General features: G+C 60.7%; 26 protein-coding genes and 1 tRNA gene. 16 read left to right on the top strand and 11 right to left on the bottom strand.

Annotation, left to right across the window (positions count from 1 at the left end; all coding sequences use genetic code 11):
• The 4 genes from topA to IE095_RS04760 form a co-directional block, all read left to right on the top strand.
• Positions 1-2078 (top strand): type I DNA topoisomerase (gene topA / locus IE095_RS04775; RefSeq protein WP_229804504.1); only part of this gene is annotated, 2078 nt, incomplete at its 5' end.
• The gene (locus IE095_RS04770; protein ID WP_189410472.1) at positions 2075-2806 is read left to right on the top strand and encodes an energy-coupling factor ABC transporter ATP-binding protein; all 732 of its coding nucleotides are present in this window, start codon (positions 2075-2077) and stop codon (positions 2804-2806) included. The genes topA and IE095_RS04770, both read left to right, overlap by 4 nt.
• Positions 2781-3353 (top strand): energy-coupling factor transporter transmembrane component T family protein, encoded by a 573-nt coding sequence (locus IE095_RS04765; RefSeq protein WP_189410471.1) that lies wholly within the window; start codon positions 2781-2783, stop codon positions 3351-3353. Before IE095_RS04770 ends, IE095_RS04765 begins: the two co-directional genes overlap by 26 nt.
• A gap of 45 nt (positions 3354-3398) precedes the next feature.
• Positions 3399-3944, top strand: a complete 546-nt coding sequence (locus IE095_RS04760; protein ID WP_189410470.1) for a biotin transporter BioY — start codon at positions 3399-3401, stop codon at positions 3942-3944.
• On the opposite strand, the gene IE095_RS04755 is transcribed toward IE095_RS04760, so the two are convergent.
• Genes IE095_RS04755 through aroQ form a run of 4 tightly spaced genes read right to left on the bottom strand, consistent with a single transcriptional unit; the run spans position 3941 to position 7377 of the window.
• On the bottom strand, positions 3941-5020 hold the full coding sequence (locus tag IE095_RS04755; protein WP_189410469.1) for a thiolase family protein: 1080 nt from the start codon (positions 5018-5020) through the stop codon (positions 3941-3943). The two genes, IE095_RS04760 and IE095_RS04755, sit on opposite strands and share 4 nt — an antisense overlap.
• Complete coding sequence (locus tag IE095_RS04750; protein WP_189410468.1) at positions 5017-6180, bottom strand: AMP-binding protein; 1164 nt, start codon at positions 6178-6180, stop codon at positions 5017-5019. The genes IE095_RS04755 and IE095_RS04750 overlap by 4 nt, the downstream gene beginning before the upstream one ends.
• Positions 6173-6940: an aldolase/citrate lyase family protein gene (locus tag IE095_RS04745; protein WP_189410467.1), complete on the bottom strand. Its 768-nt coding sequence runs from the start codon at positions 6938-6940 to the stop codon at positions 6173-6175. The genes IE095_RS04750 and IE095_RS04745 overlap by 8 nt, the downstream gene beginning before the upstream one ends.
• Positions 6937-7377, bottom strand: a complete 441-nt coding sequence (gene aroQ, locus IE095_RS04740; protein WP_189410466.1) for a type II 3-dehydroquinate dehydratase — start codon at positions 7375-7377, stop codon at positions 6937-6939. The genes IE095_RS04745 and aroQ overlap by 4 nt, the downstream gene beginning before the upstream one ends.
• A 157-nt stretch (positions 7378-7534) precedes the next feature.
• Here aroQ and IE095_RS04735 point away from each other — a divergent pair, with 157 nt between their 5' ends.
• Positions 7535-8677 (top strand): formylglycine-generating enzyme family protein, encoded by a 1143-nt coding sequence (locus IE095_RS04735; RefSeq protein WP_189410465.1) that lies wholly within the window; start codon positions 7535-7537, stop codon positions 8675-8677.
• Positions 8678-9012: 335 nt separating this feature from the next.
• Here IE095_RS04735 and metF read toward each other — a convergent pair whose 3' ends face one another.
• On the bottom strand, positions 9013-9879 hold the full coding sequence (gene metF, locus IE095_RS04730; RefSeq protein ID WP_189410464.1) for a methylenetetrahydrofolate reductase [NAD(P)H]: 867 nt from the start codon (positions 9877-9879) through the stop codon (positions 9013-9015).
• A gap of 88 nt (positions 9880-9967) precedes the next feature.
• On the opposite strand from metF, the gene IE095_RS04725 reads away from it, so the two are divergent.
• A complete protein-coding gene (locus IE095_RS04725) occupies positions 9968-10870 on the top strand; it encodes a LysR family transcriptional regulator (RefSeq protein ID WP_189410541.1) in 903 nt (300 codons plus the stop codon).
• 237 nt (positions 10871-11107) lie between these two features.
• Entirely contained in the window at positions 11108-12619 is a 1512-nt protein-coding gene (locus IE095_RS04720) for an ABC-F family ATP-binding cassette domain-containing protein (RefSeq protein ID WP_189410463.1), read from the top strand.
• A 98-nt stretch (positions 12620-12717) separates the two neighbouring features.
• Here the strand turns inward: IE095_RS04720 and IE095_RS04715 are convergent, their stop codons facing one another.
• Positions 12718-13449, bottom strand: a complete 732-nt coding sequence (locus tag IE095_RS04715) for a DUF2927 domain-containing protein (RefSeq protein WP_189410462.1) — start codon at positions 13447-13449, stop codon at positions 12718-12720.
• 211 nt (positions 13450-13660) lie between these two features.
• Between IE095_RS04715 and IE095_RS04710 the strand changes: the two genes are divergently transcribed.
• Positions 13661-14446, top strand: coding sequence for an inositol monophosphatase family protein (locus tag IE095_RS04710; protein WP_189410461.1), 786 nt, complete (start codon positions 13661-13663; stop codon positions 14444-14446).
• A gap of 69 nt (positions 14447-14515) precedes the next feature.
• Here IE095_RS04710 and IE095_RS04705 read toward each other — a convergent pair whose 3' ends face one another.
• Positions 14516-15256, bottom strand: coding sequence for a rhomboid family intramembrane serine protease (locus tag IE095_RS04705; protein ID WP_189410460.1), 741 nt, complete (start codon positions 15254-15256; stop codon positions 14516-14518).
• Positions 15257-15368: 112 nt separating this feature from the next.
• On the opposite strand from IE095_RS04705, the gene IE095_RS04700 reads away from it, so the two are divergent.
• Together IE095_RS04700 and IE095_RS04695 are read left to right on the top strand one after the other, a co-directional pair.
• Entirely contained in the window at positions 15369-16373 is a 1005-nt protein-coding gene (locus IE095_RS04700) for a calcium-binding protein (RefSeq protein WP_189410459.1), read from the top strand.
• A gap of 58 nt (positions 16374-16431) precedes the next feature.
• Positions 16432-16953, top strand: coding sequence for a calcium-binding protein (locus IE095_RS04695; RefSeq protein WP_189410458.1), 522 nt, complete (start codon positions 16432-16434; stop codon positions 16951-16953).
• A gap of 33 nt (positions 16954-16986) precedes the next feature.
• Here the strand turns inward: IE095_RS04695 and IE095_RS04690 are convergent, their stop codons facing one another.
• On the bottom strand, positions 16987-17919 hold the full coding sequence (locus IE095_RS04690; protein ID WP_189410457.1) for a phytanoyl-CoA dioxygenase family protein: 933 nt from the start codon (positions 17917-17919) through the stop codon (positions 16987-16989).
• A gap of 125 nt (positions 17920-18044) precedes the next feature.
• Between IE095_RS04690 and IE095_RS04685 the strand changes: the two genes are divergently transcribed.
• The gene (locus tag IE095_RS04685; protein ID WP_189410456.1) at positions 18045-18896 is read left to right on the top strand and encodes a helix-turn-helix domain-containing protein; all 852 of its coding nucleotides are present in this window, start codon (positions 18045-18047) and stop codon (positions 18894-18896) included.
• Positions 18897-19281: 385 nt separating this feature from the next.
• Here the strand turns inward: IE095_RS04685 and IE095_RS04680 are convergent, their stop codons facing one another.
• Together IE095_RS04680 and IE095_RS04675 are read right to left on the bottom strand one after the other, a co-directional pair.
• Entirely contained in the window at positions 19282-19896 is a 615-nt protein-coding gene (locus IE095_RS04680) for a DUF3800 domain-containing protein (protein ID WP_189410455.1), read from the bottom strand.
• A gap of 98 nt (positions 19897-19994) precedes the next feature.
• A tRNA-Leu gene (locus tag IE095_RS04675) sits at positions 19995-20080 on the bottom strand.
• A 117-nt stretch (positions 20081-20197) separates the two neighbouring features.
• Between IE095_RS04675 and IE095_RS04670 the strand changes: the two genes are divergently transcribed.
• From IE095_RS04670 to IE095_RS04660, 3 genes are read left to right on the top strand one after another with little or no spacing between them, the layout of a single operon-like run.
• Positions 20198-20896 carry a CoA transferase subunit A gene (locus IE095_RS04670; protein WP_189410454.1) on the top strand — a complete coding sequence of 233 codons (699 nt, stop codon included), beginning with the start codon at positions 20198-20200 and terminating at the stop codon, positions 20894-20896.
• A 3-nt stretch (positions 20897-20899) separates the two neighbouring features.
• Positions 20900-21523 carry a 3-oxoacid CoA-transferase subunit B gene (locus tag IE095_RS04665; protein ID WP_189410453.1) on the top strand — a complete coding sequence of 208 codons (624 nt, stop codon included), beginning with the start codon at positions 20900-20902 and terminating at the stop codon, positions 21521-21523.
• Positions 21516-21806 carry a GNAT family N-acetyltransferase gene (locus IE095_RS04660; RefSeq protein WP_189410452.1) on the top strand — a complete coding sequence of 97 codons (291 nt, stop codon included), beginning with the start codon at positions 21516-21518 and terminating at the stop codon, positions 21804-21806. The genes IE095_RS04665 and IE095_RS04660 overlap by 8 nt, the downstream gene beginning before the upstream one ends.
• Positions 21807-21814: 8 nt before the next feature.
• On the opposite strand, the gene IE095_RS04655 is transcribed toward IE095_RS04660, so the two are convergent.
• A complete protein-coding gene (locus IE095_RS04655; protein ID WP_373295394.1) occupies positions 21815-22753 on the bottom strand; it encodes a lytic transglycosylase domain-containing protein in 939 nt (312 codons plus the stop codon).
• A gap of 355 nt (positions 22754-23108) precedes the next feature.
• Between IE095_RS04655 and IE095_RS04650 the strand changes: the two genes are divergently transcribed.
• Together IE095_RS04650 and IE095_RS04645 are read left to right on the top strand one after the other, a co-directional pair.
• Positions 23109-23300 (top strand): Flp family type IVb pilin, encoded by a 192-nt coding sequence (locus IE095_RS04650; protein ID WP_189410451.1) that lies wholly within the window; start codon positions 23109-23111, stop codon positions 23298-23300.
• A 189-nt stretch (positions 23301-23489) separates the two neighbouring features.
• Positions 23490-23666, top strand: coding sequence for a hypothetical protein (locus IE095_RS04645; RefSeq protein WP_189410450.1), 177 nt, complete (start codon positions 23490-23492; stop codon positions 23664-23666).
• The last annotated feature ends 20 nt before the right edge of the window (positions 23667-23686 follow it).

The following is a 23686-nucleotide window of genomic DNA, read 5'->3' as shown; positions in this document are numbered from 1 at the left end:
CCTTCCGCGCGCGGGAATTCTGGTCGGTCAAGGCCATGCTGGTGACGCCACGGGGCCAAGAATATGAAACCCGGCTGACCATTCTGGGCGGCAAGAAGCTGGACAAATTCGACATTGCGACGGCAGAGGCTGCCGAATTGGCGGTGCAGGCTGTCACTTCCCGAACCTTGGCGGTGCAGGCCGTCGAATCCAAACCCGCCAGCCGGAACCCCTATCCGCCCTTCATGACCTCGACCCTGCAACAAGAGGCCAGCCGCAAGTTAGGGATGGGGGCCAAGGCCTGCATGTCCACCGCCCAGCGCCTGTATGAGGCGGGGCATATCACCTATATGCGGACCGACGGCATCGACATGGCGCCCGAGACGGTGATGTCGGCGCGCGACGCGATCAAGGCGATCTTTGGGGCGAATTATGTGCCCGACAGCCCGCGGATGTACAAGAACAAGGCCAAGAACGCGCAGGAAGCGCATGAATGTATCCGGCCGACCGACATGTCAGCCAGCCCCGACAAGCTGCGTCTGGCCGAGGCGGATCAGCGGCGGCTCTATGACCTGATCTGGAAACGCACCATCGCCAGCCAGATGGCGGCAGCGCGGCTGGAACGGACTGTGGTGGATGTCCTCAGCCCCGATGGGCAGGTTGGTCTGCGGGCGAATGGGCAGGTGGTTCTGTTCGACGGTTTTCTGAAAGTCTATGACGAAGGCCGGGATGAGGATGGCGAGGACGAGGGCCGCCTGCCCCAAATCATGCAGGGCGAGGCGGCGGAAAAGCGGTCGGTGACGCCGGAACAGCATTTCACCCAGCCGCCGCCGCGCTATACCGAGGCAACCTTGGTCAAGCGGATGGAAGAACTGGGCATCGGGCGGCCTTCGACCTATGCCTCTGTGATCAGCACGATTCAGGACCGCGAATATGTCCGCAAAGACAAGAACCGCCTGATCCCGGAGGACAAGGGGCGGCTGGTGACGGCCTTTCTGACCAACTTCTTCCGCAAATATGTGGAATATGACTTCACCGCCGATCTGGAATCGGAACTGGATGATGTTTCGGCTGGTGAGCGGAATTATAAGGACGTGCTGAGCCGTTTCTGGCGGGATTTTTCGGCCGCGATTGCGGAAACGGCGGATCTGCGGATTGGCGAAGTGCTGGAAAAGCTGGATGATTTTCTGGCCCCCCATCTTTACCCGCCCCGCGCCGATGGGTCTGACCCGCGGATTTGCCCGACCTGTGGCACGGGGAAACTGCACCTGAAAACCGCCCGTTCGGGCGGGGCTTTCATCGGTTGCGGCAATTATCCCGAGTGCCGCTATACCCGGCCCATTTCGGTTGCGGGCGGGGAAGAGGCGGGTTCGGTCGACGGCAAGGTTCTGGGACAGGACAGCGACGGGGTCGACATCACGCTGCGCGCAGGCCGCTTTGGCCCCTATGTGCAAAAGGGCGAGGCAACGGCAGAGCAGCCCAAACCGCCGCGCGCCAGCCTGCCCAAGGGCTGGTCGCCCGAAAGCATGGATCTGGAACGCGCCCTGGCCCTGCTGGCCCTGCCGCGCCCCATCGGGAAACACCCCGAGGATGGTGAGTTGGTCGAGGCTGGGATCGGGCGCTTTGGGCCCTATATCAAGCATGGCACGAAATACGCGAATATCCCGGATGTGGACGAAGTCTTTACCATCGGCATGAACCGCGCGGTGGAGGTTCTGGCGCAAAAGGCCAGCCGCTTTGGCCAGCGCACCGCCCCGGCGGCGGCTTTGCGCGAACTCGGGGCGCATCCCGATGGCGGTGTGGTGCAGGTGATGCCGGGGCGCTATGGGCCTTATGTGAAATGGGAAAAGGTCAATGCGACCTTGCCCAAGGAAACCACACCCGAGACCATCACCTTGGACGAAGCCTTGGCCCTGATCGCGGAAAAGGCGGCGAAATCGCCGGCCAAGGCGAAAAAGGCCCCGGCAAAGAAAGCCGCGCCCAAGGCGACGGCCGAGAAAAAACCGGCGGCCAAGAAGGCTGCCGCCAAAACGGCGACGAAAACAGCCGCCAAGAAACCCGCAGCGAAAAAAGCGGCGGTCAAGAAGGCCACCGAATGACCGGCACAGGGGCGGTGTCACACGGCATCGACCTGACCGGCGCAGAAGTGTCCTTGCTGGGCAAGCGGCTGCTGGGGCCGGTGACGCTGAACATCAGCGAACGCCGGGTGGGCATCATCGGGCGCAATGGTTCGGGCAAATCCACCCTTTTGCGGTTGATCGCGGGGCTGGTGGCCCCCTCAGCTGGGCAGGTGCGGGTGGACGGAATCGACCCGTCGGGCGACCGCAAGGGGCTGATCGCGCGGCTGGGCATCCTGTTCCAGAACCCCGATCACCAAATCATCTTTCCGATTGTCGAGGAAGAACTGGCCTTTGGCCTGCGCCAGATGGGGCTGGGCAAGGTCGAGGCTTTGGCCCAGGCCAAGGCGCGTCTGGTGGCCGAAGGCCGTGGCCATTGGGCCGGGCGGCCCGTGTCCAGCCTTAGCCAAGGCCAGCGGCAATATCTGTGCCTGCTGGCCGTCCTGATGATGGAACCCGCAACGCTTTTGCTGGATGAACCCTTTTCCGGTCTCGACATCCCCACCGCGCGGGGGTTGGCCGCCCATCTGGCGAGGCTTTCGCAGCGCCTGCTGGTCGTGACGCATGATCCTTTGGTGGCCCAAGCCTATGACCGGGTGATCTGGCTGGAGGGTGGGTTGGTCAAGGGCGACGGGACGCCAGATGCCGTTTTGCCCGCCTATCTGACAGCGATGGAGGCAGCGGATGCTGGGCCTGACTTCGGCGCATAAGACTTGGATGCACCGCCTGCCGGTGGGGCCAAAGCTGGCGCTGCTGGCCCTGTTCAGCGTGGTGCTGTTCTGGCTCGACAACCTTTGGCCCATGTTGGTGGCCTTGGTGCTTGTCGCCGCTCTGGTGGCCAGCGGCGGGGCAGGTTTTGCCCGGCAAGCCCTGCGGCTGTTGCAGCCCGTCTGGTTTTTTGTCGCCCTTCTGGCGGTTTGGCATCTGTGGCTGAATGACCCCCTGAACGGCCTGCGCATTGCCTTGCGGCTGGTGGTCGCGGTGACGGCCGCCAATCTGGTCACGCTTACATCACGGCTGTCAGACATGATCGACCTTATCGAACGCCTGCTGGGCCGCAAAGTGGCGCTGACCCTTGGCCTTGCCTTGCGCTTTGTGCCGGTGCTGGGCGAACGGGCTGCGATGTTGAGCCTTGCTTGGCGGGCGCGGTCGCAAAAGCGCGCCGCTTGGCGGCTCGTGCCGGGCCTGACGGTCGGGGCCTTTGACGAGGCCGACCACATGGCAGAAGCCTTGCGTGCGCGCGGCGGATTGGTTTAGCTGCACTGCGGCATCAACGACCGCTGAGCCATCAAGGGGACAGAGATGGAAAAGAACATTGCTTACGTGGCGCTGTTTGCGGCGCTGGTTGTGGCCTTGGGCACAACACCGGCCTTGACCCTGCCGGGGGGTATTCCGCCCATCACGGCGCAGACTTTCGGCATTTTGCTTTGCGGAACCGTGCTGGGGGCACGGCTGGGCGGGCTGGCCGTGTTGGTGTTTCTGGGCATCGTCGCCTTGGGTTTTCAGGTGCTGCCGGGCGGGCGTGGTGGCTTGGGTGTCTTTGTCGGCGGCTCGGCGGGCTTTCTGGTGGGCTTTCCGGTCGCGGCCTTTGTCGCCGGTCTGGTGATGCGGGCCTCGACCCTGCCGGTTTGGCTGGCGGCTGCGGTGGCGGGTGTCATCGGTGGCATTGGCGCACTGTATCCGCTGGGGATTTTGGGCATGTCGATCGCGCTGGAAAAGCCGATGATCGAGGCGGCGGTGGCCTGCATCGCCTATCTGCCGGGTGATCTGATCAAGATCGCGCTCTGTGCGGCGGTGACTCACAGCATCGCGCAAATGCGGCCACAGGCGCTGTTGTCGCGGGCTTAAACGCGCTCTAGGATCAGGGCTGATCCGATGCCCCCGGCCGCCGCGATGGCGGCAAGGCCGGGGGCGGTTTCCAGATCGTGAAACAGGCGCACGGCGAGGATGGCCCCCGATGCGCCGATGGGATGGCCGCGCGCCACGGCTCCGCCCTTTCGATTTACCATATTCGGGTCAAATCCGGCCTGCTGAATGCAGGCAAGGGCTTGGGCAGCAAAGGCTTCCATCATTTCAACATGGCTAAAGTTGGCAGCTGTCAACTTTGCCTGCGCCAAAACCGCACGGATCGCAGGCAAGGGCGAAAGCCCCGGTTCCATCGGATCGGCGCCTAAGGTCGCCGTGGCCCGGATGATGGCCGCGCCGGGCGTGGGCTTGGCACTGATCACAACGAAAGCCGCCGCATCGGCGGCGACGGCCATCGTAGCCTTGGTGATATTCTCTGCGACCTTTGGGGCACGAAGCGCAGCTTGCAGGGTCAGGGCGCGGGTGAAGGCGTCGCTTGCGCCTTCCGGCAAAGCCACAATCTCATCCGAAAGATCCGCCGCCATGGCCTTGGCATGGCTTTCGACCGCCCATTCCGCCTGCCTTTGCGCGGTGATGCCCAACCGTTCGGCCAAATCCGAAGCCGCCTGCGCCATGTCCGGGTTTCGATCCGGCCAAGGGGTAAAGAGCGGGGCATCATAGGCGACGGGTTCCCCCCCATCCGGGTCCGTTCGCAACCGCAAAGGACGGCGGGAATAGCTTTCCGCCCCCCCGGCAATCACGACGCGCGCCTGCCCGCTGGCGACCATCGCCGCGCCAAGACGGATGGCATCAAGGCCCCCGGCGCATTGGCGGTCAATGCTCAGCCCTGCCACCCGTTCGGGCAGACCTGCCGCCAAAGCAGCAAGGCGGGCCGGATTGCCGCCGCCGCCCAAGGCATTGGAGAGGATCTGCTCATCGACATCGTCAGGTTGCAGCCCAGCATCGGCCAAAACGGCGCGGATAACGGGGGCAGCGAGGTCATGGGGATGCAGGCGGGCAAAACCCCCACCCCGGGGCATGACGGCGGTGCGGCGGGCGGCAAGGATATAGGCACTCATTCGAGCGCCCCGGCCAAAGCGGCGAAATCGGTCTTGCCCGAGGGCAGCATAGGCCAATCCCCCGCCCACCAAAGAATGCGACGGGGAACGGCCAAGGGGCCGAAATGGTCGCGGATGGCTTGGCAAAGGGGCTGATCCTGCCCCTGCCCTTGCAAAATGGCGATGGGAACCTGACCCCGTGCCGCGTCGGGCTGGGGCAAAAGGGCGGCCTGTCGGATGCCGGGTTGAGAGAGGAGGAAGGTTTCAACCTCCTCAGGAAACAGGCTTTGATCGGCGATGCGAATGCGGCGGCTGCCGCGCCCGAGGATGACCAGATCGCCCGAGGGCAAAAGGCGGCCCCATTCGCCCGCCGTAACGCGGCCATCCTCCCAGCGGCCCGAGCCTTGGGTTCCGGCATAGCCCGCCGCGAGATAGGGGCTTTCCACCCAGATTTCACCGATGCCTTGGGGATCTGGGTCGCGCAAATGCAGGGTGACGCCGGGGTAAGGCTTGCCCGCCGCGCCTTCGGGGGTCGTGGCGTCCGACAGAGTGATGAAACTGGTTTCGGCGGCCCCGTAAAAGCCGGTGATCCTGGCCGAGGGAAAGGCGGTGCGGAGTGTATGGGCCAGCCCCGCATCCATCGCGCCGCCGCCGATGATCAGATGCCGGATGCTGGCCGAAGCCCCCTGCCCCGCCAAAAGGCGCAGTTGGGCGGGGGTGGCGTAAAGATGGGTGATCTGGCGTTCGGCCAAGGCGCGGAGGATGCCCTTGGGCGAAAGGCGATGCAGGTGGTGGAAGTAGCCCCCCAGATGCAGCGCCTCTACACCCGCATAAAGGGCCAAGGAATGGATCAGATCACCCATGGCGGCGACGCTTGCGCCGGGGGCGATGTTGAAGAGTTTCGCGTTGATGGCAAAGCTGGCGGTCCAACTGGACTGGCGACGCAGGATGCGGCGGGGCGTGCCGGTGCTGCCGCCAGTGAGGGTTTCAAACCAGCCAATGCCACCCTCGGGAAAGCCTTCACCGCCGACGCGAAAAGACATTTCGGGGGCGGTGAGAAAGACCGAGGAGAGGGCCGCTGGACCGGGGGCGATGACGGGTTCAATGCGACCCAAGGGCAGTGCCTGCCCATCCGGCCCAAAGGCGCGGGCCTTGGGATGCAGGCAAAAGATGTCAGCCACGCCCGAAGTCACGCGCCAAGGCACGGACGCCGCCCAGAAGGGTCACCAGATCGACACCGACCGCCGTGAAGGTGCTGCCCTTTTCCATACATTCCTGCGCAAAATCTCGATCCAGCGTCAGAATCCCCGCAGCCTTGCCCGTGGCCGCAATGCGCCCGATGGCGTCCAGAATGGCGGTTTTGACCACCGGATGGCCAGGGTTGCCGGTATAACCCATCGTCGCGGCCAGATCGTTCGGACCGATGAACAGACCGTCCACGCCGTCCACCGCCGCAATCGCCTCAATCTGGTCTAGGGTCGCCGCCGTTTCCACCTGCACCAGCAGGCAAAGTTCTTGTTCGGCGCGGTTCATATAATCGTCCACCGTTCCAAAGCGGTTCGCGCGGATCGTGCCCCCCGCTCCCCGGATGCCGCGCGGCGGGTAGCGCATGGCCGCCACCGCCGCCTGTGCTTCCTTGGCGGTTTGGACATAGGGAACCAACAAGGTCTGCGCGCCGAAATCCAGCAGGCGTTTGAACAGCACCGGGTCATTCGCCGCTGGCCTGACCACCGGGCTGATCGGATAGGCCGACACCGCCTGCAACATGCCCAGCACGTCGGGCACATCGGTCAGGCTGTGTTCTGTGTCGATCAGCAGCCAGTCAAAACCCGTTCCCGCCAGCGCCTCGGCCACCACGGGCCCCGCGATGGTGTTCCACAGGCCGATCTGCTGGCGGCCTTCCTTTAGCGCGCGTTTGAAATGGTTGAGGGGTAGAGTCATTTCGCCACCAAGGAGGCGACGCGGCGCAGGGCCAGGAGGTAGCCTTCGGTCCCGAAACCGGCGATCACCCCGTCAGCCCGAAGGCTGACATAGGAATGATGACGGAAACTTTCCCGTTTGTGGACGTTGGAAATATGAACCTCGATCACCGGGCCTTCGAAGGTGTGCAGGGCGTCGAGGATGGCCACGGAAGTGTGGGTATAGGCGGCCGGATTGATGATGATCGCCGCCCCTTCGCTGCGGGCTTCGTGGATCCAGTCGACCAAGGCCCCTTCGTGGTTCGACTGGTGGAAGCGGATCGAAAGGCCCAGCTCTTCGGCCAGGGCCGAGACTTTGTCGGCCACATCGGCCAGGGTTTCGCGGCCATAGATTTCCGGCTGGCGCAGGCCCAGAAGGTTCAGGTTCGGGCCGTTCAGGACATAGATCGGTTTGGGCATGGTTTCCCCCTTTTGAGGGAAGTTAGAGGATTTGGGCGGGCTTGGGAACGGGGGTGATGGGGAGGGGATTGCACGCGTGAAATTGGTTTTAGTATCTTGATTTGATTTATTTATTCATTATTTTGAATGTTTTTAGGTGGCTTTTGGTTCATCATCCTTGGCCGGGAAGTTCCCTGCCGATCCGCGCTTGGCAGGTTGGCCTATGCTGTGGCAGGAAGAGGTCACGTTATGGATGTACAACACCTTGCACCAACCGTTGGAGATTGTTGATTTGCGCAAACATCAAGGAGTTTCGGCGGCGGCCCTGATGCTGAGCCTGTGTCCGACACCAAATGTTGCTGAACCCTTGGACGTTTTCCGCGACTGCGACGTTTGCCCCGAAATGGTGGAACTGCCCTTGGGCGAATTCACGATGGGCGCGCCGGATGACGAATTTCGCGAGATCGTCCACTACACCGGTTTAAAATTAAACATCGCCACAAAAGAAGATCCTTATATTCCAAAAAATGAGGGGCCTCAGCACAAAGTGGTTGTAGATATTCCAATTGCGATAGGACGAAATGAGGTGACATTCGACGAGTGGATGGCCTGTGTGGAGGATAATGGTTGCAATGGATACAAACCAGACCCCATGGTCGGCATGGCTGGCAATCCCGAATTAATTCGTCAATCGATTGTTGACCCGAGATTTAAGCGAATCCCTTCAGAGATCGAAATTGAAAAAATCATAGATAGCCCTGAGTATTTACGAACAGCAGGCCGCTATCCTGTAAATGGCGTGTCCTACTTGGATGCGGTCGAATACGTCAGTTGGCTAAATAAAAAGCTCGACAGTTATGCCTATAGACTGCCCACCGAAGCTGAATGGGAATATGCTGCACGCGCGGGAACAAATACTAGATTTCCGCAAGGATTCGAACCGACATCCGACCAAGAGAATATCTCTGGCAGCGAGACCTCGAATATGTTGCAGACACCGCGACCGGATCTAAGGACCCTTGGACATCCTGTTCCTGTAGATGAATTGGACGCGGATAACCCTTGGGGTATCAGGCATATGGCGGGCAATTTGGCGGAGGTTACTTTGTCGTGCTATCCAGAAGATACAGAATACCTCCCGCAATGGTCCACAACTGAAGAATGGCTTGAAAAGAGCTTTTCCGAAAGGTGCCTGCGCGTTTTGAAAGGTGGAAGCTACGCCAATTCCATGAGCCGGGCGCGCCCAACTTCGCGTTGGCGGGTTGAGGAAGATACGCGACTGGATCGGTATGGGTTCCGTGTCGTTAAGGTAATGAAGTAGCTGTCACATCCCGGCATGAGATAGACTGGCAATCAGACTGGATCAGGCTCAGCATGAAATTTGCCTTATCCGATACACGCCGATCCCAAGCCCCGCCCGGCGACCAGCCGGGCCGCGTCCGCCGCCCCCCAGGGCGGACGCGATTGCAACGTCCATCACAAGCGCCACGTTTTTCGGGGTTGAACCATAAATCGAGGGGAACGGACGGCGTGCGTCCCCCCTGCGGCCGACGCGGCCCTTATCGCGTCTATCGACCGTTAATTGGCCCATTCCGCATTAAAAAAGCGCCCCGGTGTGGGCCGGGGCGCAAAAGCGCGACGACTGGGAAAGGCCCGTCAGGCCACCTTTTCCAGCGCCACAGCCTTGGGGGTAACGCCAAGGGCGTGGCAGACGTCGCGGGTCAGGTTGGGGCGGTTCAGGGTGTAGAAGTGCAAATCTTCCACCCCTTCGCCCAAAAGCGTGTCGCAAAGTTCGGTGCAAAGGGCGACCGACAGCAGCTCCTCGCGCCCGTCGCGGATGGCGGCGGTATAGGCCTCTTCGACCCAGGCGGGGACTTTCGTCCCACAGCGGGCGGCGAAGCGTTTGGCCCCTGACCAAGACACGATGGGCAGGATGCCCGGAATGATTTTCTGCGTGATCCCGGCCTTTTCGCAGCGGTCGCGGAAGCGGAGGAAGGTTTCGGGTTCAAAGAAGAACTGGGTGATGGCGGCGGTGGCCCCGGCATCGAGTTTCTTCTTCAGCCAGAACACATCGGCCTGATCATCGGCGGCATCGGGGTGCGGTTCGGGATAGGCCCCGACGCGCAGGGTGAATTTGCCGGTCGCGGCCAGCTTTTCCACCAGTTCGACCGAATCGCGGAAGCCCAGCGGATGGGGCACAAAGCGTTCGGCCCCTTTGGGCGCATCGCCGCGAAGGGCGACGATGTCGGTGACGCCAGCCTCGGCGTAAGCCTCGGCAATGGCCAGGGTTTCGGATTTGGTGGCATCGACACAGGTCAGATGGGCGGCGACTTTCAACCCGTAGTTCTTGCCGATGGTCGTGACCGCCTCATGCGTGAGGGTGCGGGTCGTGCCACCGGCGCCATAGGTGACCGAGACAAACTCCGGGGCCAGAGGGGCCAAGGATTGCACCGTTTCCCACAGGCGGAACGACGCATCCAGCGACTGGGGGGGGAAGAATTCGAAGGAAATTTTCGGAGTCATGGGTCACCTCTTGCCGGTCCCTTGTGTCACGGCAGGCGATGTGAGACAAATTCATAATCTTCAAGATGAACATGAGGAAGACCGCAAGATGTATCTGGAGTTCCGCCATCTGCGCACGATCAAGGCGATCCATCAGGCGGGGGGGTTGGCCCGTGCGGCGGATATGCTGAACATGACGCAATCGGCGCTTTCGCATCAGGTGAAGGGCTTGGAGGATCAGGCGGGGGTGGAGCTGTTCGTGCGGCGGTCGAAACCCCTGCGGCTGTCGGCGGCGGGGGTGCGGATGCTGCGGGCGGCCGAGCGGATCCTGCCGGAACTGGACGCGCTGGCCGAGGAATTCCGGGCCTTGCGGTCGGGCAAGACGGGGCGGCTGCACATTGCGATTGAGTGTCACGCTTGTTTTGACTGGCTTTTCCCGGTGCTGACCCAGTTTCGTCATGCCTGGCCCGAGGTGGATGTGGATATTCGGGCGGGGCTGTCGTTCGAGGCGATGCCGGCCTTGTTGCGCGAAGATGTAGATCTGGTGATCTCGTCCGATCCCGCGCCTTTGGCGGGGGTGACGTATAATGCTTTGTTCGATTACCACCCGACCTTTGTTTGTGCGGCGGGGAATGCGTTGGCGGGGAAAGACCGGATCGAGGCGGAGGATTTCCGGGATCAGGTGCTGATCACCTATCCGGTGGGGCGGGACAAGCTGGACATCTTTACCGAACTGCTGACGCCCGCGCGGGTGGAACCGGCGGGGCAAAGGATGGTGGAATTGACGGCGGTGATCCTGATGCTGGTGGCGGCGGATCGGGGGGTTTCGGTGCTGCCGGATTGGGTTCTGCGGGAAGTGCGGACAAATGCGGATTATGTGACGCGGCCTTTGGGGGATGGGACGATCACGAAGCGGCTTTATGCGGCGACGCGGGAAGATGATGCGACGAAACCCTTCATGGCGCATTTTCTGAAGCTGGGGCGGAGCGAGCCGGTGAAGATGCAGCGCTAGACGATTGCCAGATTGGCAGGGGCTGCGCTATGGTTCCTGCAAGTCAAGCCAAGGGAGGGCTGTCTGAGATGATCGATCGACAGCATCTGACCTATGGGCCTGTCTTTGCCCCGCATCCAGTCATGCGGGGCGGGCTTTAGGTCGAGCATTCACCTTAGTCTGCCCATCGGGCCGCGTTTGCGCGGCTGTTGATTGATCGCCGGATGCCGATTGGCCCGGCTGGCAGATGAGAAAAACATGTCGATCCTGATTTTGAATGCCTTGGGCCTGACCCTTGGTGCCCCGCTGTTCCAAGACCTTTCCTTGACCTTGCATCCGGGCGACCGGATCGGGCTGGTCGCCGCCAATGGGTGTGGCAAATCCTCTTTGCTGCGCTGTTTGGCGGGGGCGGAGGAGCCGACTTTCGGCACGCTCACGCGGGGGCGGGGGCTGGTGGTGGGGTTGATGGAGCAAGAGGTGCCCGCAGGCCTGCTGGGGCTTTCTTTGCGGGCGGCGGTGCTGGCGGCCTTGCCGGTGGAGGAGGCGGAGGCCGACGGCTGGCGGGCGGATGTGGTGCTGGAAGAGTTGGGGTTGCCGTCGGCGCTGCATGATCAGCCCTTGGGGAGCCTGAGCGGCGGCTGGCAGCGGATGGCGCTTTTGGCACGGGTTTGGATCGGTGCGCCGGATCTGCTGCTGCTGGACGAGCCGACGAACCATCTGGATTTGCAGCGGATCGCGGTGCTGGAGGGTTGGATCAAGGGCTTGCCGCGCAGCATGCCACTGGTGATTGCCAGCCATGACCGGGCCTTTCTGGATGCGGTGACGAACCGGACCCTGTTCCTGCGATCTGAGCGGAGCGTGATGTTCCCGCTGGGCTATACGCGGGCGCGTCTGGCCTTGGCCGAGGCGGATGCGAGTGCGGGGCGGCAGTTCGAGAATGACATGAAAAAGGCCGATCAGCTGCGACGTCAGGCGGCGAAGCTGAAGAATATCGGCATCAATTCGGGGTCGGACCTGCTGGTGGTGAAGACAAGGCAACTGTCGGAGCGGGCAGAGAAGATCGAGGCGGCGGCGCGGCCTGCGGCCAAGGATCGTTCGGCAGGGGTGATCCGGCTGGCGCATGGGGCGGCGCGGGCCAAGGCGCTGCTGGGGTTGGAGGATGCGTTGATCTCGTCGCCGGATGGGCGTGTTTTGTTCAAGACCGCTCAGAAGTGGATCGAGCGGGGCGAGAGGGTTGTGCTGTTGGGGGCGAACGGGGTCGGGAAAAGCTGTCTGATCCGGGCGGTGCAGGCGGCGATTGGGGGCGCGCCCGGGTCAATACGGGCGACGCCAAGCCTTGTGCCGGGCTATATGGATCAGGGGTTGGGGCAGATCGGGGCCGCTGAGACGCCGTTCGGGGCGATCACCACGCGGTTCGATCTGGGCGATGGCCCGGCGCGCAGCGTGTTGGCGGGGGCTGGGATTGCACCGGATTGGCAGGTGCGACCGGTTGCAACCCTGTCGGGCGGGCAGCGGGCACGGCTGGCTTTGCTGGCCCTGCGACTGGCAAGACCAAGCTTTTATCTGCTGGACGAACCGACGAACCATCTGGACATCGAGGGGCAAGAGGCGCTGGAGGCGGAATTGCAGGCCGAGGGGGCGACGGCGCTGATTGTCAGCCATGACCGAGCCTTTGTGCGGGCCGTGGGGACGCGGTTCTGGCAGATCATCGGGAAAACGCTGGTGGACGTGGAGGATGCGGAAGGGTTTTTCCGCGCGGCGGCGGGTTGAGGGAAATTGCGCAGGAACGGAAAGTTGCAATCCTGGCTGGCGCATTTCCTGAAGCTGGGGCGCAGCGAGCCGGTGAAGATGCAGCGGGGGTAACGCGGCTATTGGCGGGCGTCTTGTAGAAGGAGTTCCATGTAGATGTCTGCCACCTTTTGCGGCGGATCGCCGGGCCGGACTTGTGCGCTGTAGAGGGCGCGAAGCAGGCGAAAGTCGGGGGATAGGTCGGGGCGGTCCAAGACCGTGTTGTCATATGAAAAAGTTGGCGAATTGACTGAATCATTCAGCAGGCCAAGGCTGTGGGTCAGTTCCTCGTGCAAGCAAGCGTGCAGCATGTCCGAAGCCCGATTCACGTCAATAAAGATGTTGGCCACGACCATCTGATTGTTCTTTGACTTTGATGCGTAAAAACAAGCCTCTACACCGCCTTCGGAAAATTCGTGCAAATTGCTGTCCGTCAGCGCGCCGAACAACACCCCTTCCTCCAATCCCACCAGAAAGATGAAGATGTTGGCCGTCAGCTCCACTTCCTGCGGCGTATCGCGCGGACCCAGATACAGCCGCCCGACGCTGGGGAATTCGCCCGTCTTGCGGCTGTCACGGATACGGTAGCGCGCCTGACCGAAAAGCGAGCCTTCAATCTGGTCCAGATCGAAATAGGTGGCGCTGAGTTCACCCGGAAGACCAGGCACTTTGGCGTTGATTTCGGCGAACTTGGCATCGACAAGTTCGCGGTAGGGATCGCCGCGATGGACAACGATGATGCTGGGCGGAAAGGTCCATTTGCGCACCGTGTTGCGATCCGATTGCAGAATTTCAAGGATCTGCTGGTTCAAGGACTTTTCCTGCGCCCAAGTAGGCGCCGAAAGAACCGTCAACAAGGCCAGCAAAAGCGTAAAAAGCCGCATAGGAACGATTCTCCACCAAAGGTTGCAGCGAGGTTAGGCGATTGGCCCAGACAGACCAAGAACGCAAACCCGCTTTGCCCTTTCCTTTTGGCGCGGGGCGTCCTATAGGCCCAGCCGGATTTCCCCGAAGGATGAGACAATGGCCGCTTCTGCGAACATGAACTTGATGGTTAAGGCTGCGCGCAAGGCGGGGCGGTCTTTGGTCAAGGACTTCCGCGAGGTGGAGAACCTTCAGGTTTCCTCGAAAGGCCCCGGCGATTTCGTGAGCAAGGCCGACCGCGAGGCGGAGCGGATCATCAAGGAAGAACTGATGGGCGGCCGTCCGACCTATGGTTGGCTGGGCGAGGAGACCGGGGCCACCGACGGCGAAGACCCGACCCGGCGCTGGATTGTGGACCCGCTGGACGGAACCACGAACTTTCTGCACGGGATGCCGCATTGGGCCGTGTCGATCGCGTTGGAGCATAAGGGCGAGATTGTCGCGGGCGTGGTCTTTGACCCGGCGAAGGACGAATTGTTCTGGGCGGAAAAGGGCGCTGGCGCCTGGATGAACGACCGGCGGATGCGGGTTTCGGGGCGGCGGACGATGATTGAATCGGTTTTTGCAACGGGCGTGCCCTTTGCAAGCCAGCGCAACCTGCCGGAAAGCCTGCAAGATCTGGCGCGGTTGATGCCGACCTGTGCGGGCGTGCGGCGCTGGGGGGCGGCCTCGCTGGATCTGGCCTATGTGGCGGCGGGGCGTTTCGACGGCTATTGGGAACGCGGGCTGAACATCTGGGATATGGCGGCAGGTCTGATCATCGTGCGCGAGGCGGGCGGTTTCGCCAGCGGGCTGCGTGAGGGTGAACGGCCGCAGGACCGGGGCGATCTGATCGTGGCGAACGAGGCTTTGTTTGACCCGTTGAAGAAGATTTTGCTGGGGTAAGGCGGGTCAAGCCCGGCAATTGAATTTTTTCGGGGTCGGGGATCTTTCAGAGTCGGGGCGAGCCCCGACCTACCGGCCGACGCGCGGGATGCGTGATTTTTCAAACGGATAATGCGCCTCGGGGTGGGGGGGATGACCCTCGGTCCGCGCCCAGAAGCGGCGACCGCCGCGCCGCAGCCAGAGAGGCAGCAGCAAGACAACACCGGCGGCAAATCCACCCAGATGGGCGAAATAGGCGACGCCGGACGCTTCGGCGCTGATGGCGAAAGAGCTGTAAAGCTGCAAGATCAGCCAGATGCCCAGCACGATCCAGGCGGGCACCGGGATGATGCGGAAAAAGATGATGAAGAACAGAAAGACGTCGATCTTGGCCCGCGGGAACAGCAGCAGATAGCCGCCCATGACACCGGCAATCGCGCCAGAGGCCCCCACCATTGGGGCCAGCGACATCGGGTCTGGCAGTATGTGCAAAGCGGCGGCGGCAAGGCCGCTGACAAGATAAAACAGCAGAAAACGAAGGTGCCCCAGCGTATCCTCAAGATTGTCGCCATAGATCCAGAGGAACAGCATATTGCCGCCCAGATGGAGCCAGTTTCCATGGAGGAACATCGAGGTGACCAATGTTTCCCAATCTTGTCCGGCCAAAGAGCGGGCAGGGATCATGCCATACTCGGCAAAAATCATCCCAAGGGCACGGTCCGATGCCGCACCCGGATAATAGGCCAGAAAGATCGCCACGTTGGCGAGGATCAGACCCCAAGTCACCCAAGGGGTCCGTTCAGATGGGTTGTGATCGCGGATCGGAAACATGGCAGCAGAGTTTCCCAAGGGCACGGTCAGGTCAAGCGGGGATAATTCTTGACGCGGGGGCAGTTGGAACCGATAATTGCAAAATTGATTGGAAGATTTCGCGCAGGTTATCATGCCTTATGATGTTTTTTGGAACGTGGCTGTCGATTTCCGCAAGTTCGATATCAGCGTGCCGAGATTCGGCTTTGTGAATCGGACCCCTACGGACCTTATTCCTGCGGTTGAGACGCCGGACGGCAACTATTATTTGCAGGACGAAATCCGTCTGCCCCAATTTGAGGGGGAGCGTTTTGCCGATGCGTTCATGGGCAATGGCTTGACGCGCAACGGTCAGACCCTGACGGGCGGCGACGCCCTGATCTATGTGGATTTTGCGCCTGTTTCGGGGGCGGTGCGCGGCTATATCCTGCCCAACATGCTTCCGTTTTCGATCACCCAGTTGAACAGCGTGATCGACAGCGTTGGCACGAAAGATGACATTGCCCTGTTGCGCAGCATGCTGGGCGGCAGCAACGAAATTCGTCTGGGTGGTGTCACAGGCAATGCAAAGGGCAACAACTTTGTCTTTGCTGGAGCGGGCGATGACAGGATCTATGGTGCGGCGGGGCAAGACACGCTGAAGGGCGATGGGGGCCAAGACACGGTGAACGGTTATGATGGGCATGACCGGCTTTACGGTGGCGCGGGGAATGATCTTCTGTCGGGCGGCGCGGGTGACGATATTCTTTTCGGGGGCGCGGGCGGCAATCAACTTTTCGGTGACTTTGGACGGGATACGATCAACGGTGGCAGTGCGGCCGAAAGCATCATGGGCGGGGCAGGCGCGGACCGGATCATGGCTGGCGGCGGGGATGATGCGATCTATGGCAACGAGGGCGCCGACTTTTTTGTCTATCGGAAGAATCACGGTCATGACGCGATCCAGGATTTCCAAGATGGGGTCGACAAGATCGTGATCGAAGCCCCGGGCGGCACGAATCTGGGCAGTTTCGTCAAAACAAACTTCACAGGCGGTTGCACGATCAGCAATGCGGCACTGAACATCGAAATCACCTTGTTGGGGGTCAGCAAGAGCCAGATCAGCCTAGCTGAAGATTTCATTTTTGTCGCATTCTGAACGGCAGGACATGCTGACAGAGTTTCAAGTAACAAGGCCTAGTAGAACAGGACATATCATGAGCATCACGACAACACGCGACACCGCTTTGCTGCAAACCCTTCCCAGCTTTGCCAGCATTCCTGGCACCGCTGGCCCCGACACGCTAACGGGCGGCGCATCACCCGACACGATCAACGGCAAGGGAGGGAACGATCTCCTTTATGGAAAAGGGGGTGCCGACGTTTTGGTTGGTGGGGCTGGCGATGATTTCCTGTTCGGGGGCAAGGGCAACGATCAATTGGACGGGGGCGTGGGCGACGACGTGCTGAGCGGCGGGGCGGGGGCGGATGATTTCATGTTCCGCGCCAATCAGGGCGAAGACACGATCGATGCGTTTCAGGACAATATCGACGAAATCCGCTTTGTGGCGCAGGGCGGCGATACGGTGAAATTCCTGATCAGTTACAACACCTCGACCGATGTGGCGACGGTGCGCATCCGGGTGAACGGATCGATCACCAACACGCTCTATGTGGAAAGCGTCGAGGTGAACGACCTTCAGCAAAGCCAACAGGGCAATACGCTGATCCTGAGCTGAGGGGATGGGCGGGGATCATCCCCGCCCAATTGCCTACCAGCGCTGCAAGCCGAGCAGCCTTTCGCCCAAGGGTGTCAGTTTCGCGGTTTCAGCATTGTGCTTTTCCCATTCGCGCGGATCGCCAGGAAAGGCGTCGCGTTTCGGGTGATCGCGTTCGCGCCAGAGGCGGATGCGCTCCTGCCGCTGTTCTTCGTCATCATATTCCGCGGGTTGCATGGACACATATTGCGCCATGCGGACACGGCCATCGGAATGGTTGGGACGGACGCCATGGGCCAAGAGCGAGTTGAAGATCATCAGATCGCCCGGCTCCATTTCGATGTTCACGGTTTCAAGGCCGGTCATGTCGGGGTGCATCGGATCGCGGTCATGCGGCTGCGTTTTGACCCATTCGTCAAAATGTTCGAATAGGTAGGGGACACATTGGAAACCACCGACGTCGCCATCCTGTTTCTGCAAGGAAAGGACAGCCTGCACACCGATGGGCAGGGGGCGGATAGAGGTATCGACATCCCAATGGATGAAACCATTGGGGTTGCCTTTGACCTTTTTCGGTGGGTTCAGGTTGGCGCGGTCGATGGTGACCCAAAGGTCGGTGCGATCCCAGATATCGACAAAGGTGTCATAGACCCTTTGTTCCATGCGATTGTCCCAAAGGTGCTGGTGATTGTAGATTTCCAGCATCCCCGTGCCGTTCAATTCCTTCATGATATGATCGCGCCGCTGGGGGGCATACCAGGTGTCGGGATTTTTCGGGTCTTTCTCGTCAAAAGCCCAAAGCGTTTGGACAAGCCTTTCGACATTCGCCGCAGGCACGGCTTGGCGGACGATGACATAGCCCTTGGTCGTCCAGTGCTGCCAGTCGGCGGGGGACAGAACCCGCAGGGGCAGGGTTTTCTGGATGTCTTTCAGGGGCACGGTGGCCCTGGTGGTGGGGTGGCTGTCGCGGATCAGGGCGGTTTGCATGGGCTTTCTCCATCTTGGCCTCGCTTGGGCTGATGGGGTCAGATTAGCGTGGTGGTGCGGCTGGTGTTGTGCTGGCGGGGCCAGTATGCATACTATTATGGCGTATCTTGTCGCATGAGGTACATTTGAAAGCCTATTTGGAACATCTGACCCTGCCGCCTGATGCATCCTGGGCGATGCTGAACCGGCGGTTGGCGGATGGGATTCCCTTTCAATGGCACCACCACCCGGAATGGGAGCTGACGCTGACGCTGAATTCCCACGGCCAGCGGTTCATTGGTGATCATGTTGGGGAGTACGGGCCGGGGGATCTGGTGCTGGTGGGGCCGAATTTGCCGCACACTTGGGCCTCGCGTGGAAAGGACTCCCCTGCCCTGCCGCATGTGGCGCTGGTCTTCTGGTTCCGGCAGGAATGGGTGGAGGGGCTGTTGGCGGGAAGTGTCGAGGGGCAGGCGATCAATCAGATGCTGGCACGGGGCAAGGGCGGGCTGGCCTTTGATGCGGCCTTGGGGCAGGCGTTGGCGGCAGAATATGAGAGCATCTATGCCCAGCCGCCGATGGCCCGCTTGCTGGGCCTGCTGGCCATTCTGGACCGGCTGGCCCATGCCGAATCTGTGCCCCTGTCGCCCACCCTGCCCCATGCTCCGCCCGAAAACCGGCAGAGGATCGACCGGGTGCTGACCCACCTGCACTTGTCCTATGCCGAGCCGGTGCGGCTGGAGGCGTTGGCGGAAATCGCGGCGTTAAGCCTGTCGGGCCTGCATCGTCTGTTCCGCAAGCATACGCAAAGCAGCGTGACCGATTATGTGATCCGCCTGCGCGTGGGCGAGGCCTGCGCGCGCTTGTCGGGCAGCGACCAGCCGATCCAGCATGTGGCGGCGGATGTGGGCTATACCTCGATGGCGAATTTCAATCGCCAATTCCGAGCCTTGAGGGGCATGACGCCACGGGAATATCGGGCGCTGTTTCGGAAATGACAAAGCCACCCGCAAGGGGTGGCTAGAACTTATCACTGGAGCGCTGGCTGGCCAGTAGGCTTGCTGGCTGTCTTGAGGATGAGATAAGCGATTCGGCGGGCAGGCACAAGGGGTGATTGGAATTTTTCCAAAGAAATCATATAGTTGATTGTTTTGGTCAGATATGGCTTCCCGACAAAAAGACTTGGGGGCTGTTGCGCATGCCCACTACGGCGTACGCAGGGCACTGTTGAAAACTTTCTTCCACCGTGCTAAATAATCTTTGACAGTGATCCTGTTGGCGACCCGCCATGCCGCGTGCAGGGTGCGCGCCGCGGTGACCCGAACCCCAAAGGTTCGGTTGCAAGCCGCGCTTAAAAGCCGCCCCTCGGGCGGTTTTTCTGTTTCAGAGGATTTGAATACCGTAACGTTCATGCAAACGTATGGCATTTTCTTCGCTGCGGTGAATCCACATCCGCGCATAGGCGACCACATCGGCCAGTTGCAACATGCGCGAGGCCGCCGAGTCGATCTGACTGATGTGGTTCACCGCCCTGAAACGACCGTCGTTCTTACAGGCTGCTTCCAATATCTGTCGAAACTCGGGGCTGATGTTGTGGTGGTTCTGATCCAATATCAGTTCGACATTTCCAAGGCCTTGGCCTTGGATCTTGTGCAGCTTACGAAATTGCCCAACAGCCACCTTGACGGTTTCAATCACATTTCCTGCATAAATCGCGGCTGCCGATCCCGTTTGGACTGTGCCCAGACGGTTCAGCAGGATCATGCCCTGCGGTCTGTCAGTCTGAACATAGCGCCCCAAAAGACTTTGCAGATAGTCTTTGCTCAGGTTCGTCGCATGCAGTTCGTTGGCATTCGGTTCCAACAAATCGCTCAGCGCCTTGTCTGCCCGACCGCATTCGCGCGCCCAAACCATCACACATCCCAGCGCAAAGCCGTCTTGCCCGGCGGTCCCGCATTCGTCGATGAAGCACAAAATGCGCTTATTCTGCGCGGCCATGGAAACCCTATGCGGCGGAAGCTGCAAAACAGTGTAGGCGGAAAAGCTTAAGGTTGTGAAGGCGTGGCCGAGAGGGAAATCCCGCTATGACTTTAACTTGGTGCCCGCGGCCGGACTCGAACCGGCACGGCCTTGCGGCCGGGAGATTTTAAGTCTCATGTGTCTACCATTCCACCACGCGGGCGGGCGCGGCCAGCATAGCGGGTGGCGTGGCGGGGTAAAGGGCGTGCGATGCTGCAAGGCGGCAATTGACTCTGCACCGCCGCGCTGGCCAATATCGGCTGGCAAGGTGGAGGCCCGCATGAAGAAAATCTATCCCGATGCCAAGGCGGCGCTGGACGGTCTGCTGTTTGACGGCATGACGATTGCGGCGGGCGGCTTTGGTCTTTGTGGCATCCCGGAACTGCTGATCGCAGGGTTGCGGGCGGCAGGGGTCAAGGATCTGACCGTGGCGTCGAACAACGCGGGGGTCGATGGGTTCGGGCTGGGCGTGCTGCTGGAAAGCCGTCAAATCAAAAAGATGATCAGCTCTTATGTGGGCGAGAATGCCGAATTCATGCGGCAGTATCTGAGCGGAGAGCTGGAGCTGGAGTTCAACCCGCAAGGCACGCTGGCCGAGCGGATGCGGGCCGGTGGGGCTGGGATTCCGGGCTTCTATACGCGGACGGGCGTGGGGACGGTGATTGCCGAGGGTAAGGATCACAAGGATTTCGACGGCAAGACCTATATTCTGGAAAGGGGCATCGTGGCCGACCTTTCGATTGTGAAGGCGTGGAAGGCCGACCCGTCAGGCAACCTGATCTTCCGCAAGACGGCGCGGAACTTTAACCCGCCTGCGGCGACCTGCGGCAAGGTCTGCGTGGTGGAGGTGGAAGAGATTGTGCCGCTGGGCACACTGGACCCGGACCATATCCACCTGCCGGGCATCTATGTGCATCGGATCATCCTAGGGACGCATGAAAAGCGCATCGAACAGCGCACCGTTCGGCAAAGGGGTTAGGCCATGTGGGACAGAAACCAGATTGCGGCCCGTGCAGCGCAGGAATTGCAGGACGGGACTTATGTGAACCTTGGCATCGGCATCCCGACCTTGGTGGCGAATTACATTCCGGCAGGGGTGAATGTGACCCTGCAATCGGAAAACGGCATGTTGGGGATGGGGCCCTTCCCGTTTGAAGGGGAAGAGGACGCCGATCTGATCAATGCGGGCAAGCAGACGATCACCGAACTGCCGCAGACGGCCTTTTTCGATTCGGCGCAAAGCTTTGCGATGATCCGGGGGGGCAAGATTGCGATGGCGATCCTGGGCGCGATGGAAGTGGCGGAAAACGGTGATCTGGCGAACTGGATGATCCCCGGCAAGCTGGTCAAGGGCATGGGTGGGGCGATGGATCTTGTGGCCGGTGTGGGGCGCGTGGTGGTCGTGATGGACCACACGTCGAAACATGGCGAGTCAAAGGTGCTGAAGGCCTGCACACTGCCCCTGACGGGCAAGGCCGTAGTCAACCGGATCATCACCAATCTGGGGGTGCTGGATGTGGTGCCCGGTGGGCTGAAGATCGTGGAAATGGCCGAGGGCGTGACCGAGGCGGAACTGCGCGCGGCGACGGAGGCGACGATTGTCTGAACATCAGGTCATCCGCGAACAGGGCGAGACCAAGGGCCGCTATGTGATCCGCAAGGATGGGGCGGTGGCGGAGCTGACCTATTCGATCACGACTCCAACGCTGATCATCGCGGACCATACCGGCGTGCCCGAGGCCTTTCGCGGCACGGGGGCGGGGCTGGCCTTGGTAGAGGCGATGATCGCCGATGCTAGGCGCGAGGGGTTCAAGATCATGCCGCTTTGCCCCTTTGTGAACGCCCAGCGGAAAAAGCATCCTGAATGGGCGGATGTGTTTTCCGTTTGAGGCGGCCGTCAGTTTGAGGCGGTGGTCGTTGTCATCACTTTAAAGACGCAGGGATCGCTGACCAATTCTGGTGGGGTCAGGCACAGGCCCTGCGCCACCTGCCAGGCGGCCAGCACCTTTGGCACATAGTCGCGCGTTTCGGCATAGGGGGGCACGCCGGCGTTAGATTCGACCGCCCCCTCGCCCGAATTGTAGGCGGCCAGAACCATCAGAGGATCGCGGTCAAAGCGTTTCATCAGCCAATCCAGGTAGGCGACGCCACCCTTGATGTTCTGCACCGGATCCTTGGAGTCGGTGACGCCAAAGCGTTCGGCGGTGGCGGGGATCAGCTGCATCAACCCCTCGGCCCCGGCATGGCTGACAGCCTCGGGGTTACCTGCGCTTTCGATGCCGATCACGGCCAAAACGAGGGCTGGTGAAACCTCGGTCCCAATGGTGGCTTTCAGGATGTCGGTTCCATACAAGGCGGCGATGTCTTGCATGTGCTGCATCCGTGGGGCTTTGACTGATTCGCCACTTGGTCCTTTGGAAAGAATCGCCAGCGCAGCGACAAACCGGCCTTGCCGGGCCGTGATCGAGGTCGGAATTTCATCCCAGAACCAGGCATAGGTTGAGCTCACGTCGTCCGATCCGGGGGCAAGCGGACTGACCCCGCCATTCGACAGATCAGCACCTTGGCCCGGCGTGGGCGTCGCCCCACTGGCCGCAACCTCAACAGGTTGTTCTGGCTCTGTTTTCTTTGGCGGTGCCAAGCGCCTTGCCTGTTCTTCCGGATCAATCTGGACGGTGATCCGTTTTACTTTTGCCCCACCGACAGGCGGCTTGACCGACCGGAAGGTAAAGTCCTCCTGCCCCATCAAGACCTGCGCCTGCGACACCGAGCCCGCCAACAGCAGCGCTGTGGCGAGTGTCATTCCTGCCTGAAACCGCATGCGCGGCTGCCTCATGTTTTTGTTTTCATTGGAATCATCTTGGCAGAGAATCAGTCACGCGACCAGTCTCTCGATCAAACATCGTGGCATGTTTGCCCCAATTGACCACAAAAGCCACAGTTTGTGCCGGATTGTTTACAATTCCTAAATCGTTGCAGCTGCACTTTATCATTAAATATCAAATATTTACCCATTCAGAACCCCAAGTTAAGCATTTTTTTGCAAATTCGCCTTGCCTTCCCAACTACCGCCATGATTCAAAGGCTATATCAGTCCAAGCCAACAGGGACAGTCTTGGAACAGAGGCCAAGGCGATCATCCCCAAGGTGACTGCTGACACTGATTTTTAAATCCTGGGAAAGGGACTATCATGCTGAACCTTCTGAAAAACTTCGCAAAAGACGAATCCGGTGCTGTGACCGTTGACTGGGTCGTGCTGACCGCGGCGATCGTGGGCCTGGGCCTGCTGGTCATCCAAGCCGTCCGTCCGGGCATCACCACGCTGAGCAACAACATCTCGACCGCTGTCGAAGATACCTGCGTTGGCGTCACCTGCCCCTGATTTTCAGGCAGTTGCTTGAATTTGAACCGTGCAGCGTCGCTGCACGGTTTTCTTATTTCAGATTGGTTGCGCCCGGTACGGACCCAAATGTTTCTGCGCCGCCATCGCGTCGCCGCAATCACGCCAGAATTCAGAACGACGCTGCGCATCAGGTGGGAAGTCACGGCCAGATGCAAAGGATAGCAGCTCATGTCGCTGAAGGCGTATATTTCCGATGAGGATGGTGCAGTAACGGTTGACTGGGTCGTGTTGACTGCGGCAATAGTCGCGCTTGGGATGCTGGTTTTGACGACCTTGGCGGGGCCGACCACGAACGTGGGTGACGACATCGCCAGTCAGTTGGGAACCATCACGCCTGGAAGCTAATTCTTCGCAGCCCTCAGAAG

It is taken from the genome of Neogemmobacter tilapiae, assembly GCF_014652215.1.
Taxonomy (GTDB): domain Bacteria; phylum Pseudomonadota; class Alphaproteobacteria; order Rhodobacterales; family Rhodobacteraceae; genus Neogemmobacter; species Neogemmobacter tilapiae.
The sequence above is the reverse complement of the archived record's forward strand: the minus strand, read 5'-3'. Positions and strand labels throughout refer to the sequence as shown.